The following is a 14,671-nucleotide window of genomic DNA, read 5'->3' as shown; positions in this document are numbered from 1 at the left end:
TTACACTTATGCGCGAACAAAGTCAGCGTGCATAGGCGTGTTTTTAGCTGGGTGACGCTGTAACGCTTTGATTTTAACGCTTTCAGTTTTGTCGCCAACTTTGATTTCTACAACTTCTTCAAAGAATGCGTTGTTTTCTAAAGCTTTAACAAGCTCACGAAGTTCTAAAGTTACAGCAACAGGTTCGCCTGAACCGTAGATGATTGCTGGTACTTTGCTTTGCAGGCGAAGGCGGCGGCTCGAACCTTTCCCTTGAACTGCTTCTTCACGTGCTGCTGCGTTTAATACGAAGTTTGCCATGATAGACATCCTATTTAAGTTTAATTGAGCTGAACTTTCGACCAGTTCAGCGATAGAAAACCCTGCTAAGAGCAGGGTTTTGAAAATTTAGCGCTATATTATAGATAAGAATCAAACATTGCGCTAATAGATTCTTCGTTGTTAATACGACGAATTGTTTCAGCAACCATGCTTGCTACTGAAACTTGGCGAATCTTGCCGAGTGCTTGAGCTTCTTCAGAAAGCGGAATGGTATCAGTCACAACCAATTCATCAATCACTGAGTTTTTCAAGTTCTCGATCGCTTTGCCTGATAAAACAGGGTGAGTTGCATAGGCAACAACACGGCGCGCGCCAAATGTTTTCAGCGCGTCAGCAGCTTTACATAAAGTACCCGCTGTATCAACCATGTCATCGACAATAACGCAGTCACGGCCTTTCACATCGCCAATCAAATGCATCACTTGTGATTCATTCGCTTTTTGACGGCGTTTATCAATGATTGCAAGATCAATATCGCCCATTTGCTTCGCAACTGCACGAGCGCGGACTACACCGCCTACGTCTGGAGAAACAACCATTAAGTTGTCATGAGACTGTTGGCGTAAATCAGCAAGCAATGCTGGCGTACCGTAGATGTTGTCTACAGGGATATCGAAGAAGCCTTGGATTTGGTCTGCGTGCAGATCAATCATTACAACACGGTCAATACCTACAGTAGTCAGCATGTCTGCAACAACTTTAGCGGTAATAGGAACACGTGATGAACGAGGACGACGGTCTTGACGGGCATAACCGAAGTAAGGAATAACGGCAGTGATACGGCCTGCACTTGCGCGGCGAAGCGCGTCTGCCATAACTAAGATTTCCATTAGGTTATCATTAGTCGGGGCACAAGTAGGCTGTACAACAAATACGTCTTTACCACGCACATTCTCAGTGATTTCTACAGCAATTTCACCATCAGAAAAGGTTGAAACAGCAGCAGCACCTAGTGGGATATGTAAGTGGCTAACGACTTTTTGAGCGAATTGTGGATGCGCGGTTCCACTAAAAACGACAAGATTGGGCATGAAGCACCCTTGGCGGTTGATATGTATGGAAATAGATGGCAGGGGCGGCTGGATTCGAACCAACGGATGCCGAGATCAAAACCCGGTGCCTTACCACTTGGCGACGCCCCTAATGCGGCAGAACTTTAATATTTTTGAGCTGTTTTGTCAAGATGATTTAACAGGCTAGCCACAAAAGAATGTTCTGTCTTTTTTGAGAAAATGGCAGGGGCGGCTGGATTCGAACCAACGGATGCCGAGATCAAAACCCGGTGCCTTACCACTTGGCGACGCCCCTAAATTGATGTGCTGTATTAAATGGCAGGGGCGGCTGGATTCGAACCAACGGATGCCGAGATCAAAACCCGGTGCCTTACCTCTTGGCGACGCCACTTTAATACCACATACATCTACAGGTGAATTTACTGGCAGGGGCGGCTGGATTCGAACCAACGGATGCCGATCTCAAAACCCGGTGCCTTACCTCTTGGCGACGCCACTTTAATACCACATACATCTACAGGTGAATTTACTGGCAGGGGCGGCTGGATTCGACCCAACGGATGCCGAGATCAAAACCCGGTGCCTTACCACTTGGCGACGCCCCTTTAATACAACATACATCTACAGGTGAATTTAGTGGCAGGGGCGGCTGGATTCGAACCAACGGATGCCGAGATCAAAACCCGGTGCCTTACCACTTGGCGACGCCCCTATCAAACTTCAAAATGACGCAATGGAGATTCTGTTAAACTGTTGACCAAGTAAGATTTACATGGCGCGTTTTTCAGAATGTCATTCACATTCATATTTTCCGTTACCTCAGCAAAAACACAAGCACCTGTACCTGTAAGCTTTGCTGTACCGAACTGATCTAAATACTGCATTGCTTCGTTTACTTCAGGGTATAAACCTCTTGCCACTGGCTCAAAGTTATTTCCAAAACTAAACGGCGTTAGCTGATAGGCGCAAAATTTAGTAGGCTTCGTGTCTCTTGTCAATGTTTTTTGTGAAAAAAGCAATTGAGTGCTGATAAAACAGTCAGGTTTCAGCACTATGTATTGTTTTTGATCTAAGTCTATGAATGTTAAGTGTTCACCAATGCCTTCCGCCCAGGCATTGCGGCCATGAACAAAAATAGGCACATCAGCTCCGAGTTTAAGTCCGAGTCTTGCCAACTGTTCAGTAACTAAGCCGCATTGCCATAATTTATTCAGCACGATCAGCGTGGCGGCCGCATTTGAAGAACCGCCGCCGAGTCCGGCACCCATTGGAATATTTTTTTCGATGCGGATATTGATGCCGCCCGGCTGTTTTGCGTAAGGCAAAAGCGCTTGCGCCGCGCGATAGATTAAGTTTTGTTCCAGATCGACACTGTTTAAGCCATCAATGCTGATTTGCGGTGATTCTGTTTGTGTAAATTCCAGCCAGTCATATAAATCAATCAGCTGAAAAATGCTTTGCAGTTCATGGTAACCGTCTGCACGGCGCCCAGTAATATGCAAGAACAAGTTAAGTTTGGCAGGAGAGGGAACTCGGATCATAACAATTCAAATTTTGTTGGCTTAGCGGTTTTGAATGACCATTGTAATACGGTTTTCTTTGCCAGTTTCAAGCGCTTGCTTTAAAACCAGTTTATTGGGCAATGGGTCGCTGTTTTCATAGCTTAAATCGACTTGCCAGCCATCTTCAAGAATTTGCGCAATACGGCCGCTGCCATCTTTGTTGAGCTGCGCATGCTGAGTGGCGGGTTTTGCTTGTACCCATTTGACTAGATGGGTGATAGGCGCGTTCCAGCCTGTGGCGCGCTCCAGCAGCTCTTCAGGTGAGGCCGCGCTGATCAGGCCTGTTTTCGCGCTGTTCAGTGTTACTTCACCGGGTTTTCCGGAAATTTGGGTTTTGCCTACGCCTAAAATCCCGCTCAGTTCGATATCAAACTCATCCTGTTCCTGCGCCCAGGTAAAGAAGGCGCTGCCGGACTGCTGCGGAGTGCGTACGCCAATTTTGCCTTGCAGGTTAAATTGATTTGGTGCTTCTGCCGAAGGGGCCGGCAGCGGCTCCTGAGGCTGAATGTACTGTTGGCAGCCGGTTAAAGCCAAGGTGCTGCCAGCAATAACAGACAGGCAGAATTTAGAAAGGATATGCATAAACTAGGGTTAACTCTTTTTCATGTGCTGAGGCAACAATAACGTATTCAATTGTTCCAATTGAGGATCATTCGGGTGTTTTTGTTTGAGTTGTTGTAACACTTGACTAAATTCTGCAATGTTGCCCTGCATATACACAGAGCGGGCATAGTTCACCCCAATTTTAACGCTGCCACTCAATTCGTAGGCTTTTTTCAATACTTCTGCAGAGGTGACAAAATCGTTCTGCAAATAGCAGATATAGCCCAGCGTATCCAAAATAGAAGCCTGCTCTGGGGCAAATTCTAAGGCATGCTCTACAAATCTGCGCGCATCATCCAGCCGCCTGTTTTGCAAGGCTAAGGTATATGCATATGCATTCAGATACGTCGGGCTGTTCGGTTCAATCGCAAGCAGGCTGTTTAGCCGCCTATCCAGCTTATCCCGTTCTTGATAAGGGTCTAGAATCAGAACCTCTGCATAAATCAGCTCAGGGTCATCAGGCAAGTTTTTAATGGCTTCATCCAAAAGCCGCATAGCCGCTTTTTTATTGTCCATGCGTTTTAAGATGTCTGCCTGCGTTAAATACAGAAAACTGGCATGCTGAGGGTAGTTGACGCGTTCTTGCGTCAAAAAGCGCAGCGCATCATGCAGTTTGTTTTGCTGGGTAAAAATATTGACCATGCTGCGCCGCGACACGGTATAGAGGCTGCCATCCACTAAGCGGTAATAGGCTTTTGCCGTCTCAAAATGCTGTTTTCGCTCAGCATTAACCGCTAAATAATAATAGGCTTCATTTTGATACTGGGCAGAGTAGCGCAGTTCAACCAAGTATTTCTCGGCTTTTTCATACTGCTCTAAATCAATGCTGGTAAGGCCGCCTAGAAACAGCGCTTCTTCGGCTTTGGGCCATTTTTTGATAATGTCTTCCAGTTTTTTCAGCGCGAGCTCAGATTCATTGATTTTGACTAAATACTTTGCTTCCGCTAAGCGGACATCCAGATTGCTGCGGTGCTTGCGGCTGGATTTTTCATACCATTCACGAGCAGCCTCTTCATCACCTAAGGCGGTGAGCAAATTGGCTTTCATTAAAATATAGCCCGTTGTTTTCGGGCGTTTTTTTAAAGCGAGATTGACCGTATTCAGCGCATCATTCAATTGTCCATTCTGCGCTTCTAAAGCGGCAATCAGCACAAGGATGGATGGATTGCGGTTCTCTTTGCTGGTCTGCAATGCATTGATCAGAAAGTCGCGGTCATCGGCTGATTCAGGCGAAATGCCTGCTAAAATCTGTTCCAAATCTGCATTCGGGTCAATATTTAAAATTTTATCTAAGGTTTCTGCCGCCAGATCATATTCATGCGCTTTTAAGGCAATATGCGAAAGATAAAACAGGGCAGGAACATCTTCCGGCTCCTGCACCACCCAATGCGTGGCAATATCTAAAGCGGCCTGCAAATCATTTTGTTCCAGCGCGACATTCAGGGCGCGCTGCTTGACCGAGGTAGAGTTGCTTTTAATAGCAAGCACAGTATAGTTATGCAATGCCGTCGGGATGTCGTCATAGGCTAGGGCAAACTCTGCAATCATGCTTTGTTTTATGGCATCATAATTTGAATTGGCGTGGTAAACTTCTCCAAATGCTCGAACTTGAGCACTGGAAGCCATGCTACCGACCAGCAAGAATGTGGTAGAATACTGCTTAATTGTCGAGCCGCTGAGCCGGCTATTTGTTTGACGCAATTTTTCTTGATCCAAGTAATGCTTTTTATGACACCGATGTTGCACAATAGCATAAATTTAGCGAAATGATGATCTGATATGTCTTTCTTTGCATTGGGTGTCAACCATCAAACCGCTTCTGTAGAGCTGCGTGAAAAAATCGCATTTAACCCTGAAAAGTTAAGTGCATTGCTTGCACAGCAAAGCCATGCCGAATATCTGAGTGATATGGTGGTGGTGTCTACATGTAACCGTACAGAAGTTTATGCCATGTCTGATAATCCAGATATGGTATTAAATTGGCTCGCCCAAGCAAATCATATTGATGTAAAGCAATTGTCAAACCATGTCTACCGCTACGAAAACGCGCAGGCGGTGACACATCTCATGCGGGTTGCCAGCGGACTCGACTCACTGATGCTGGGCGAACCGCAAATTTTAGGCCAAGTCAAAACCGCGCTGTCTTTAGCAAAAGATGCAGAAACGGTATCGTCCAATTTAAACCGAATTTTTGAATATGCTTTTTATGCAGCCAAGCGCGTGCGTTCAGAAACCGCCGTCGGCAGCCATGCGGTTTCCATGGGCTATGCAGTTGCGCAACTGGCTTTGCAGGTCTTCAGCAAGCCTGAGCAGTTAACTGTTATGGTGGTTGCAGCCGGTGAAATGAACAGCCTGGTGGCAAAGCATTTAGCGGAAATGGGCGTGGGCAAAATCATTATTTGCAACCGTACCCGCAGCCGTGCAGAAGCGCTGGCGCAGGAAATTGCGCATCGCGCGGAGGTTGAGATTATTGATTTTGCTCAGCTGGCGGAGAATTTGCACCGCGCCGATGTAATTTCCAGCTGTACAGGCAGTTTGCATCAGGTTATTTATTTTAAAGATGTGAAAGCAGCGTTAAAAAAACGCAAATATAAGCAGATGCTGCTGGTTGATTTAGCCGTGCCACGTGATATTGAAGCGAAAGTTGAAAGTTTGGATGGCGTCTACCTGTATGGTGTCGATGATCTGCAAAGCGTGATTGATGAGAACCTCGCGCAGCGCCGCCAAGCGGCAGTTGAAGCCGAGGTCATGGTTAATCAATTGGCGACTGAGCTGGTCATTCAGCAGAAGGTTAATTTGGCTGGCGCAACAATTCATGCTTATAGAGAGCATGGTGAGAGTTTAAGACAAGAAGAGCTGGCGCTGGCCTTAGAGCGTTTGCAAAAAGGGGAAGCTGCAGAACAGGTGCTGCAGGAGTTTTCTTACCGTTTGAGCAACAAGCTGCTGCATCCGACTTCGATCGTGCTGCGCCATGCAGCTACTGCTGAAGATCCGGCCTACTTTGAAATGCTGGAGCGGGAGTTGGCGGACGTTGCGGAAAAGCGCCGTAAATCTAAGCGCTGAAGTTAAAAAACAGTTTTAAAAATGGTAGTCAATTTAAATAAAGATGAAGTGAAGCTGTTTAGGCTTTTTCTTGATTTTTAATGTTTCTTAGATGCATACAATCATACATTATGGTTGCAGGGCTTTATGATTTTGTCATGCATGCGCCTGTATCGGCGAACCGAATGAAACCGGATTTTAAAAAGTATCACTTAGACGGCTTGTATTGGCTTCCGTCTGAGCTTATTCATCTAAGAGCGTCAACGATCTTTTTTTGCTGATCTCATAAATTTTCTGTTTCAGATTGCGCATTTCAGCAAGACTGGAAAATTTCTTTGATTTGATCTTTTGCTGCAGGCATTCGTATTGCAGTTTGATTGAAAAATCTGCGGCCAATTTGTCTGCCTGTTCAGGAGACGACGTATAATCGCTGATATTGGCATTTTCCAAAATATGCTGCAATTCATGGTGATATGCTGAACATGCGCCTAAAACATAATAGCGGGACAGTTCAGGGTCATCCGGTAAATCATCAAAAATAGTATTGAAAATATTCAGAATATTAAACAGCAATAAGTCGGATGAAATCAGCGCGCGCAGCGGCTCAAAATGAATGTACAGATAGGGGTGATTGATTAAAATCGCTATGACATATTCTTCAGCATCAATTTTGGTGCTGAAGCTGAGTGAAGCGTCATTGTTGACTTGCGGCTGCCATTTACGGCTGAAACCGAGCTTCTCACGGAAATACTGCTGCAGCAGATAACGGTATGACCCCGTTTTCGGCAGCAATTCTGTCAGCTGTTTAAGTTCACCCATCACTTGGCTTTTGCCTTCAGGTTTGGTGACATCAAAATTTTGAGTTAAATGCGCAAAGACAAATTCAGACAGCAAAGGCGCTGTATCTAACAGCCGTCTGAAGTTTTCAATGCCTTCACGGCGGATTAAGGAATCTGGATCGTGATCATTCGGCAACACAAAGAATTTCAGCTCACGGCCGTCATTCAGCAGCGGCAGGGCAATTTCTAAAGTGCGGCGGGCGGCTTTTTGCCCGGCAGCGTCACCGTCAAAGGCAATGGTGATGCGGTTATTTTGTTTGAATAGAATATTCAGATGTTCAGTGTTGCTTGCTGTGCCCAGAGTTGCAACTGCGCCTGCAATGCCATACTGCTGCAGGGCAATCACATCCATATAGCCTTCCACCATCAGCCAGTCTTGGGCTTTTTGCTTTCGGCCTTCATATAAGCCATACAGCAGCTGGTTTTTATGGAAAACTTCAGAATCTGGCGAGTTAATGTATTTGGGTTTGATTTCGTCATTCAGCGCCCGGCCGCCAAAGCCAACCACCCGGCCTTTCGGGTCACGGATTGGAAAAATGACCCGGTCGCGCAGCAAGTCAAAATCACGGCCGCTGTCACTGGTGCGGATCAGGCCCAGCAGTTTTAAGCCTTCAATATCCTGCGGAAAAGCTTTTTCTAAATGCTGCCAGTCTTCTGGCGCATAGCCTAAGCGCCAATACGCAATGGTTTCCGCAGACAGCCCGCGCTGTTTAAAATACTGCTGCGCTGTTTTGCTGTGCGGCAGTTGATGCGCGTAAAATTGCGCAATATTTTCCAGCAAGTCGTACAGATTGCCGTCCGGCTGGGCCTGTTCAAAGGCTGCAGGCTGATCAAAGGCCGCAAAAGGGTCATTGCCGTAAAAGGCGTCATCCTGAGGCTGAAATTCTGCAAATGGATCATGCTCAAATGAGGGCTGCTGTTCGCCGGCTGCAGGCGCAGTTTTTGCCCGAACCGGGCTGGACTGTGCTGTTTGTGCTGATTCTGCAGGCGCTTTCGGTTTCTGCGCTTCCCGTTTGTATTTTAATTTGTTGGAGTCAAAATTATCTTTTGGCAGTTCAATGCCGGTTTGACTCGAAAGGTCCTTCATGACTTCAATGAAATTTCGGCTGCCGATATCCATTAAAAAACGGATGGCATTGCCATTGGCCTGACAGCCGAAGCAGTGGAAGTACTGCTTGTCGCGGTATACGTGAAAAGATGGCGACTTTTCCTGATGAAACGGACAGCAGCCTGAATAGGTACGCCCAGTCTTTTTTAATTTCACAAATTGACCGATCACATCGACAATATCGGTACGGTCTAAAATTTGATCAATGGTATGCTGAGGAATCGCCATGCTGTATCAATATGTCTTCAAAGTCTGCGGAAAATAGAAAGAGTCAATTTTTGCTGATTGCATTTAAGTGCAAGCCAGCAGCTGGCGGACATGCCGATCAGTCAGTTGTATCCTTTTTAAGCATTTGGATCAAGCGGTGATGAATGCCAAGCCCGAAATGATAAAGGGCAAGTATGATAACTTGCCCTTTATGAAAAATCATCCTAAATGCCGGATTTATTCGGCTGGCTGCGCTGCATCCGATTCAACAGGCTGCTGAATCTCAGCCGCTTCGGCTTTAGGGCGGTCCAGCAAGCCAAAAGATAAGCGGTTGGTTAGGCTGCGCTTTTCTTCGCTGTCTGTGTTTTTCACTGCATCCTGTTCAGAATGGGTGCGGCCTTCTTTGCCAAATACGCCTAAAGTCGCACGGTTCCAGAAACTGCCTTCACTGCGGGCGGCGCGCATATTGACCGTGCCGTCAGATTTCACCAGTTCAGGATAGTTCATTTTCAGCACTTGGATATATTGCTGAGACGTTGCTTTGTCGCCGAGTTTGTCATAACCGTAAGCCGCCGTTGCCAAAGCCTCTGGAATTTGCGGCGTTTGCGGATAGTGTTCAATAACCCATAATGAGCGCTCAACAGCTGCAAGGTACGCTTTACGCTTAATGTTGAAGCGGGCGGCGTTCATTTCGCTTTCAGCCAATTCCTGGCCAATAAACTTCATGCGCTGCGCTGCGTCTACTGCATAGGTGCTGGACGGGTAGCGGCGGATAAAATCTACAAAATTCTGATAAGCCACTTTTAAATAGCTCACATCACGGTGTGACTGCTTTAATGACGTATAGCGCAGCAGGCCGTCATAGTTTTGCTCCATATTGGCAACACCGCGGACATAATACGCATAATCTACATTTGGATGCTGCGGATTCAAGCGGATAAAGCGTTCTGCCAAAGTGACAGCGGCTTCATAGTCTTTTTGCTGAAATTTAACGTAAAGCAGTTCCAGCTGCGCCTGCGCTGAATAGCTGCCTGTCGGGTAATAAGTTTCCAATGCTTCCAAGTGTTTAGCGGCATCAGTATATTGATGGCGATCAAGCGCTTTTTTTGCTTTTTCAATATAAACCTGTTCGCTGGATTGCGGACCAGTATCGACCACATCTTTTTTTGGATTGCTGCTGCAGCCTGACATTGCGGCTGCAATACCAATCGTTAGAGCAAGCATTGTCTTTTTATAATGTGGCAGCGACATAAAAATTCCTCTGTTAATACTGGCAATGAGCTACAATTGCACTATTAAACCACTTTTGCCTGAATGATCAAATGACTCAAGCACAATCTTCTAATTCCAATATCCCTGAAACCGACTTCAATTTGCTTGAAGATTCTGAGGATGCAGATAACCATACTTCAGACTCAACTGCAACACGTTTATCGTTGCAATTTCAATTGGATGACAGCTTTTTTGGACAGCGCATAGACCAAGTCGCAGCAACCGTTTGGCCTGATTTTTCACGCGAAAAACTGAAGCAGTGGCTGAAAGAAGGCCATTTGTTAGTGAATGGTAACAGCGTCAAGCCAAAGTATAAATCTGAGGGTGATGAACTGCTCACGCTTGACGTTGAGCTGGAAGCGCAAACCCGCAGCCTGCCTGAAGACATTCCTTTAGACATTGTGTATGAAGATGATGACATTATCGTCATTAATAAGCCTGTGGGCATGGTGGTGCATCCGGGCGCCGGCAATTCGACAGGAACGCTGGTGAACGCCTTGCTGCATCATTATCCTAAATCTGTGGAATTGACCCGCGCGGGCTTAGTGCACCGTATTGATAAAGATACATCCGGCTTGCTGGTTGTTGCAAAAAATCTGGAAGCGCAGTTCTCGCTCAGCAAGCAATTGGCGAAGAAATCGGTTTACCGGATTTATGATCTGGTGGCTTATGGCGCCATTATTGCCGGCGGCACCATTGATGAGCCGATTAAGCGCCATCCGGTAGACCGCATTAAAATGGCCATTCTGCCGGGTGGGAAAGAAGCGGTCACGCACTATAATGTGAAAGAGCGCTTTCAGCACTTCACCCGCATTCAAGCGCGCTTGGAAACGGGCCGCACCCATCAGATCCGTGTGCATTTCAGCTATATCGGGCATGGCCTGATCGGCGATTCTGTATATATGAACCGTGTGCGCGTGCCTGCAGGCGCATCGGAACTGCTGGCAGATACGCTGCGCGGCTTTAAGCGTCAGGCTTTGCATGCGGCTAAGCTGGGGCTAGTACACCCGCGCACAGGCGAAGATATGATGTTTGAAGCGCCGTGGCCAGAAGACTTCAGCCACTTGGTTGATGTTTTGCGTACTGAAAACAAAGCGTATTGATCTGAGTTCAATGCTGGCAGCGGCCAGCATTGAGCCGGCAGCTATAGATAACCGACAAAAGGAATGGGACATGCAATTTGTTCAAGGGCTGCCGAAGGGTGTGTATGCAGGCCAGACCCGAGTGCATCATAAAAAGGCGCTGCCGTCAGAAATACCTGAATTGGCAGGCTTTAATTTGGCCTTGCATGTCAATGATGACCAGCAGCGTGTGCAGCGCCACCGTATGGCGCTGCTGGAAGATTTTTCTGTTCATGGCGTGCGTAAAATCACATGGATGACTCAAACGCACAGCACCATCTGCCGTACCATCAATGCAGAGATGCCTTTTGATGCACTGGAAGGAGATGGTTTGGTGACGCAAATTGCAGGCCATGCCTTAATGATGATGACAGCAGACTGTTTGCCTGTGGTGCTGGGCAATGCAGAAGGCACTGAGGTGGCCAATCTGCATGCAGGCTGGCGCGGTTTGGCTGGCGGCATCATCGAAGCTACAATTGACGAGATGAAAAATCCGCCGTCATGGGCGTGGCTTGGGGCAGCTATTTGCCAAGACAATTTTGAAATTGGCGCTGAAGTGAAACAGGCGTTTTGCTCTAAATATCCTGAGCTGGACAGCGCATTCAAAGCAGGTCTGAAAGAAGGAAAGTTCTATGCAGATCTGTATGCCATTGCGCGGTATATTTTAGTTTTGCATGGGGTGAATACCGTACTGGGCGGCGATCAGTGTTCTTATCAGCAGCCGGAGGATTTTTTTTCTTACCGCAGAGAATCTAAAACTGGCCGCATGGCAACGTTCGTGTTTATGGCGTGAAAATGCTAAACTTGATTGAATCTGTAGACTTTTAATTACTATGCCTTTATCCGCAAAATCTATCGCTATTGTTTATCACAGCCCTTACGGCCATACAGCAAAAGTCGCTTCCTGCATTGCTCAGGGTGCGGAACAGGCCGGCATTGCAGTGCATAGCATGAATATTGAACAGATAGATTGGGAGGTTTTAGATCAGGCTGATGCTATTGTATTTGGCTGTCCGACGTATATGGGCAGCATTACATCGGGCTTGAAGCAGTTTATGGAACAGTCTTCTAAACGCTGGCTTGCGCGGACTTGGCAAGGCAAATTGGCGGCTGGTTTTACCAATGGCGGCGGTTTAAGCGGCGACAAGTTGGCCGTTTTGCAGCAGATTAATTTATTTGCTATGCAGCATGGCATGCTGTGGTCTGGCTTGCCGATGATGCCGACGGGGCGCAGTGCGCAAGACCTGAACCGCATGTCGAGCTTTCTGGGTTTAATGACTCAGTCAGATAATGCGCCAGTTGAGGTGACACCGCCCACCGGTGATTTGAATACCGCCATCTGGTTTGGTGAATATTTAGCCTTGATGTTGAATAAATTTAAATAATTTATTTTTTAATTGTTTGAGTATTTAATTATAAGTTATTAAAAAGTCAAAAGAATTTAATTTTTCTTTTGGCTTTTTTCTTTATGGCTAATTTTGAACAATATGCTGGGACTTCTGTCACTAGAAAATCATTCTGAACTGAAAAATTGATTCATTATTGATCAATAAAAAAACCTCCAGCTGGAGGTTTTTATGATGTGCGGTTTATTTATGCATAATGCGGGCTTTATCACGCTGCCAGTCACGGTCTTTTTCAGTAGCGCGCTTGTCATGCAGCTGCTTGCCTTTAACCAAAGCAATTTCCAGTTTCGCTAAACGGCCTTTCCAGTAACAGGCGAGCGGAACACATGAGTAGCCTTTTTGATCGACGGAACCCATTAGCTTTTCAATTTCACGCTTACTGAGCAAGAGTTTACGTGTACGGCGGGCTTCAGGCACAATGTGCGTAGATGCGCTCAGCAAGGGCTGAATTTGAGCGCCAAACAAATACGCTTCGCCATTTTTAAAGGTGATATAGCTTTCGCTAAGGGTCATGCGGCCAGCACGAAGCGACTTAACTTCCCAGCCTTGCAAGGAAAGTCCAGCTTCAAATTTCTCTTCAATAAAATAATCGTGGCGGGCGCGTTTGTTCTGCGCAATCGTTCCGCCGTTATTTTTTTTAACAACAGTTACTTTCGACATAATCAGAAACTTCCAAAGTTAAGGCTATTGTACCCGAACTTATATGCTTATGGACTGTTTAAATTGATGGAGTTTCTTCACCCAAAAACAAGATTTTGCTAAAATAAGTTTCTACAAAACAAACTGAGTACAAATGGATGTCTCAAACTCGCGTAATTTATCCGGGCACATTCGATCCAATTACCAATGGCCATATTGATTTAGTTACACGCGCATCACGCATGTTTGATGAAGTGGTGGTCGCAATTGCTATTGGTCATCATAAAAATCCATTATTCAGTTTGGAAGAGCGTGTAGAATTAGCAAAAGAATCATTAAGCCATTTAGACAATGTTGAATTTGTAGGCTTTGATGGCCTGCTGGTGAATTTCTTTCATGAGCAGAATGCAACCGCAGTATTGCGCGGATTGCGCGCCGTATCCGATTTTGAATATGAGTTTCAATTGGCGAATATGAACCGCCAGCTCGATTCTAAATTTGAAGCGGTATTTCTGACGCCGTCAGAACAGTATTCCTTTATTTCATCCACATTAGTGCGTGAAATTGCCCGCTTAAAAGGCGATGTGACGAAGTTTGTTCCTGCAAATGTCGAAGCTGCCTTTGAGCGCAAACTACAACAAGGCTGGTAGCGTGTCTTTATATATCACCGATGAATGCATCAATTGTGATGTCTGCGAACCTGTATGCCCCAATGAGGCCATTTTTATGGGGGAGCTCATTTATGAGATTAACCCTGATTTATGTACAGAGTGCGTCGGGCATCATGATAAGCCGCAGTGTCAATTATTTTGCCCTGTCGACTGCATCCCGCTTGATCCCAATCATGCAGAGACGCAGGAAGAGCTGCAGCTGAAGTATGAAAAGCTGACTGATCAAAAAACATCAAGCAATTAGTTTGTTTATTTGCTATCATCCCGCTCGAAGTGAGCCAGACGATCGCTGCTGTGGAAATCTCCGTGATTGAAGCAGGGGAGGAAAGTCCGGGCTTCATAGGGCAGGGTGCCAGGTAACGCCTGGGCGGCGAAAGCCGACGGCAAGTGCAGCAGAGAGTAGACCGCCTCCATGATGTTTTCGAGCAATCGGATTCGGAGGTAAGGGTGAAAGGGTGCGGTAAGAGCGCACCGCGTGTCTGGTAACAGTTCACGGCAAGGTAAACCCCACCAGAAGCAAGACCAAATAGGGATCCTGAGGCACGGCCCGTGCTGGATCCGGGTAGGTCGCTTGAGCGTACGAGTGATTGTACGCCTAGAGGAATGATCGTTCACGACAGAACCCGGCTTATCGGCTCACTTCACCAAATTTTGATCAATTAAGCGCATTAAGTACTTGACGTACTTTGGATAAAACCACATAATGCGCGCACAGTTTAAGGCTATGTAGCTCAGTTGGTTAGAGCACCGCACTCATAATGCGGGGGTCACAGGTTCAAGTCCCGTCATAGCCACCATTTTTATAGACCACGTTCCAAAACGTGGTCTTTTTTTGCCTGAAATTTTTGAAGGTCTTGTTTGTAATCG

Annotated in this window: 14 protein-coding genes, 7 tRNA genes and 1 other RNA gene; 8 read left to right on the top strand and 14 right to left on the bottom strand. The window is 46.4% G+C overall.

The genetic code is table 11. The annotated features are described in order from the left end of the window. Positions 1-6: 6 nt before the first annotated feature. The 11 genes from rplY to OKC24_RS06550 form a co-directional block, all read right to left on the bottom strand. Complete coding sequence (gene rplY, locus OKC24_RS06600) at positions 7-300, bottom strand: 50S ribosomal protein L25 (protein ID WP_005011459.1); 294 nt, start codon at positions 298-300, stop codon at positions 7-9. Positions 301-398: 98 nt separating this feature from the next. Next, positions 399-1,352: a ribose-phosphate pyrophosphokinase gene (locus OKC24_RS06595; RefSeq protein WP_005011457.1), complete on the bottom strand. Its 954-nt coding sequence runs from the start codon at positions 1,350-1,352 to the stop codon at positions 399-401. Between the two features lie 36 nt (positions 1,353-1,388). Continuing rightward, a tRNA-Gln gene (locus OKC24_RS06590) sits at positions 1,389-1,463 on the bottom strand. Positions 1,464-1,554: 91 nt separating this feature from the next. Further along, positions 1,555-1,629, bottom strand: a tRNA-Gln gene (locus tag OKC24_RS06585). A 21-nt stretch (positions 1,630-1,650) separates the two neighbouring features. After that, positions 1,651-1,725 (bottom strand) — tRNA-Gln (locus tag OKC24_RS06580). Between the two features lie 32 nt (positions 1,726-1,757). Continuing rightward, positions 1,758-1,832 (bottom strand) — tRNA-Gln (locus OKC24_RS06575). Between the two features lie 32 nt (positions 1,833-1,864). Continuing rightward, positions 1,865-1,939, bottom strand: a tRNA-Gln gene (locus tag OKC24_RS06570). A 32-nt stretch (positions 1,940-1,971) separates the two neighbouring features. Continuing rightward, a tRNA-Gln gene (locus OKC24_RS06565) sits at positions 1,972-2,046 on the bottom strand. Position 2,047: 1 nt separating this feature from the next. Then, positions 2,048-2,875: a 4-(cytidine 5'-diphospho)-2-C-methyl-D-erythritol kinase gene (gene ispE, locus OKC24_RS06560; protein WP_265464892.1), complete on the bottom strand. Its 828-nt coding sequence runs from the start codon at positions 2,873-2,875 to the stop codon at positions 2,048-2,050. A 21-nt stretch (positions 2,876-2,896) separates the two neighbouring features. Next, positions 2,897-3,478, bottom strand: a complete 582-nt coding sequence (lolB, locus tag OKC24_RS06555) for a lipoprotein insertase outer membrane protein LolB (protein ID WP_130146428.1) — start codon at positions 3,476-3,478, stop codon at positions 2,897-2,899. Positions 3,479-3,487: 9 nt separating this feature from the next. Then, positions 3,488-5,200, bottom strand: a complete 1,713-nt coding sequence (locus tag OKC24_RS06550) for a tetratricopeptide repeat protein (protein WP_130146426.1) — start codon at positions 5,198-5,200, stop codon at positions 3,488-3,490. Positions 5,201-5,278: 78 nt separating this feature from the next. Here OKC24_RS06550 and hemA point away from each other — a divergent pair, with 78 nt between their 5' ends. After that, positions 5,279-6,562 (top strand): glutamyl-tRNA reductase, encoded by a 1,284-nt coding sequence (hemA, locus tag OKC24_RS06545; protein WP_130146424.1) that lies wholly within the window; start codon positions 5,279-5,281, stop codon positions 6,560-6,562. A 222-nt stretch (positions 6,563-6,784) separates the two neighbouring features. On the opposite strand, the gene OKC24_RS06540 is transcribed toward hemA, so the two are convergent. Further along, the gene (locus OKC24_RS06540) at positions 6,785-8,716 is read right to left on the bottom strand and encodes a DNA primase (RefSeq protein ID WP_130146422.1); all 1,932 of its coding nucleotides are present in this window, start codon (positions 8,714-8,716) and stop codon (positions 6,785-6,787) included. A gap of 216 nt (positions 8,717-8,932) precedes the next feature. After that, on the bottom strand, positions 8,933-9,946 hold the full coding sequence (locus tag OKC24_RS06535; RefSeq protein WP_130146420.1) for an outer membrane protein assembly factor BamD: 1,014 nt from the start codon (positions 9,944-9,946) through the stop codon (positions 8,933-8,935). A 71-nt stretch (positions 9,947-10,017) separates the two neighbouring features. On the opposite strand from OKC24_RS06535, the gene rluD reads away from it, so the two are divergent. From rluD to OKC24_RS06520, 3 genes are all read left to right on the top strand, one after another. Further along, on the top strand, positions 10,018-11,070 hold the full coding sequence (gene rluD / locus OKC24_RS06530; protein ID WP_005011445.1) for a 23S rRNA pseudouridine(1911/1915/1917) synthase RluD: 1,053 nt from the start codon (positions 10,018-10,020) through the stop codon (positions 11,068-11,070). Positions 11,071-11,140: 70 nt separating this feature from the next. Next, positions 11,141-11,881 carry a peptidoglycan editing factor PgeF gene (pgeF, locus tag OKC24_RS06525; RefSeq protein ID WP_265464891.1) on the top strand — a complete coding sequence of 247 codons (741 nt, stop codon included), beginning with the start codon at positions 11,141-11,143 and terminating at the stop codon, positions 11,879-11,881. A gap of 40 nt (positions 11,882-11,921) precedes the next feature. Then, the gene (locus OKC24_RS06520) at positions 11,922-12,473 is read left to right on the top strand and encodes a flavodoxin family protein (protein WP_130146416.1); all 552 of its coding nucleotides are present in this window, start codon (positions 11,922-11,924) and stop codon (positions 12,471-12,473) included. A gap of 204 nt (positions 12,474-12,677) precedes the next feature. On the opposite strand, the gene smpB is transcribed toward OKC24_RS06520, so the two are convergent. Continuing rightward, positions 12,678-13,154, bottom strand: coding sequence for an SsrA-binding protein SmpB (smpB, locus tag OKC24_RS06515; protein WP_005011442.1), 477 nt, complete (start codon positions 13,152-13,154; stop codon positions 12,678-12,680). 137 nt (positions 13,155-13,291) lie between these two features. Between smpB and coaD the strand changes: the two genes are divergently transcribed. From coaD to OKC24_RS06495, 4 genes are all read left to right on the top strand, one after another. Beyond that, positions 13,292-13,783 (top strand): pantetheine-phosphate adenylyltransferase, encoded by a 492-nt coding sequence (gene coaD, locus OKC24_RS06510; RefSeq protein WP_005011435.1) that lies wholly within the window; start codon positions 13,292-13,294, stop codon positions 13,781-13,783. A 1-nt stretch (position 13,784) separates the two neighbouring features. Next, a complete protein-coding gene (locus OKC24_RS06505; RefSeq protein WP_130146414.1) occupies positions 13,785-14,048 on the top strand; it encodes a YfhL family 4Fe-4S dicluster ferredoxin in 264 nt (87 codons plus the stop codon). A 26-nt stretch (positions 14,049-14,074) separates the two neighbouring features. Continuing rightward, positions 14,075-14,451, top strand: an RNA gene (gene rnpB, locus OKC24_RS06500) — RNase P RNA component class A. Between the two features lie 73 nt (positions 14,452-14,524). Next, a tRNA-Met gene (locus OKC24_RS06495) sits at positions 14,525-14,601 on the top strand. Positions 14,602-14,671 lie beyond the last annotated feature (70 nt).

The sequence above is a fragment of the Acinetobacter entericus genome, assembly GCF_026168575.1.
Classification (GTDB): Bacteria; Pseudomonadota; Gammaproteobacteria; order Pseudomonadales; family Moraxellaceae; genus Acinetobacter; species Acinetobacter bouvetii.
Note: the sequence above shows the minus strand (reverse complement) of the source record. Positions and strands in the feature narration are given on the sequence as shown.

Excerpts from the sequence above, each read along its gene's own strand:
- rplY (WP_005011459.1), bottom strand. The coding sequence starts at position 300 with ATGGCAAACTTCGTATTAAACGCAGCAGCACGTGAAGAAGCAGTTCAA.
- OKC24_RS06595 (WP_005011457.1), bottom strand. The coding sequence starts at position 1,352 with ATGCCCAATCTTGTCGTTTTTAGTGGAACCGCGCATCCACAATTCGCT.
- ispE (WP_265464892.1), bottom strand. The coding sequence starts at position 2,875 with ATGATCCGAGTTCCCTCTCCTGCCAAACTTAACTTGTTCTTGCATATT.
- lolB (WP_130146428.1), bottom strand. The coding sequence starts at position 3,478 with ATGCATATCCTTTCTAAATTCTGCCTGTCTGTTATTGCTGGCAGCACC.
- hemA (WP_130146424.1), top strand. The coding sequence starts at position 5,279 with ATGTCTTTCTTTGCATTGGGTGTCAACCATCAAACCGCTTCTGTAGAG.
- OKC24_RS06540 (WP_130146422.1), bottom strand. The coding sequence starts at position 8,716 with ATGGCGATTCCTCAGCATACCATTGATCAAATTTTAGACCGTACCGAT.
- OKC24_RS06535 (WP_130146420.1), bottom strand. The coding sequence starts at position 9,946 with ATGTCGCTGCCACATTATAAAAAGACAATGCTTGCTCTAACGATTGGT.
- rluD (WP_005011445.1), top strand. The coding sequence starts at position 10,018 with ATGACTCAAGCACAATCTTCTAATTCCAATATCCCTGAAACCGACTTC.
- pgeF (WP_265464891.1), top strand. The coding sequence starts at position 11,141 with ATGCAATTTGTTCAAGGGCTGCCGAAGGGTGTGTATGCAGGCCAGACC.
- OKC24_RS06520 (WP_130146416.1), top strand. The coding sequence starts at position 11,922 with ATGCCTTTATCCGCAAAATCTATCGCTATTGTTTATCACAGCCCTTAC.
- smpB (WP_005011442.1), bottom strand. The coding sequence starts at position 13,154 with ATGTCGAAAGTAACTGTTGTTAAAAAAAATAACGGCGGAACGATTGCG.
- coaD (WP_005011435.1), top strand. The coding sequence starts at position 13,292 with ATGTCTCAAACTCGCGTAATTTATCCGGGCACATTCGATCCAATTACC.